Consider the following 525-nt stretch of genomic DNA (forward strand, 5'->3'; position numbering starts at 1 on the left):
CATGTACGCCCTGAGCCGTTCGCAGGACCCAGGGACGAGGGGCCCAAAGCGCGCGCTCGTCGCTCTCGCGGCCGGCCTCGGGCTGGACGTCGACCTCGTCGAGGTGAACGCGGTCCTCGGCGAGCGGATCGCCGACGAGCTCGGTGTCCGCTGGCGGGAGGGACGGGAGTACGTCGGGCTCCAGGTCACCCTCACCGGCATGAACAACCTGCTCTGGGGCGCGACACGCAACCTGGACCGGCTGTCGCGGGAGCGGCGGCTCGACGACCAGCCTGCCGCGGAGGTCCTTCTGGCGTTTCCGGGGTTCAGGCCGGCGCGCAGCAAGCAGGACACCGTCAACCGCATGTGCGACCTGGCAGGGGTTCCGCACGACACCCTGGGGCCCGGGGGGAAGGAGCACACCTGGACCCTGAAGGACCTCGCGAGGCGCTTCGCGCCGCGCGTCCTCGAGACGCGTCTGACCAAGCCCGAGATGGCCGCTGCCCTCTGTGACGAGTTCGGTGTTCCGTGGCTTGCCAGCGCCGG

At 71.2% G+C, this 525-nt stretch carries 1 protein-coding gene; it reads left to right on the top strand.

Annotated features, from left to right (window positions below; all coding sequences use genetic code 11):
• Positions 1-525, top strand: a 525-nt coding sequence (locus tag G3I71_RS46485) for a hypothetical protein (RefSeq protein WP_164324975.1), incomplete at both ends; no start/stop codon positions are given.

Source organism: Streptomyces sp. SID12501 (assembly GCF_010550245.1).
Taxonomy (GTDB): domain Bacteria; phylum Actinomycetota; class Actinomycetes; order Streptomycetales; family Streptomycetaceae; genus Streptomyces.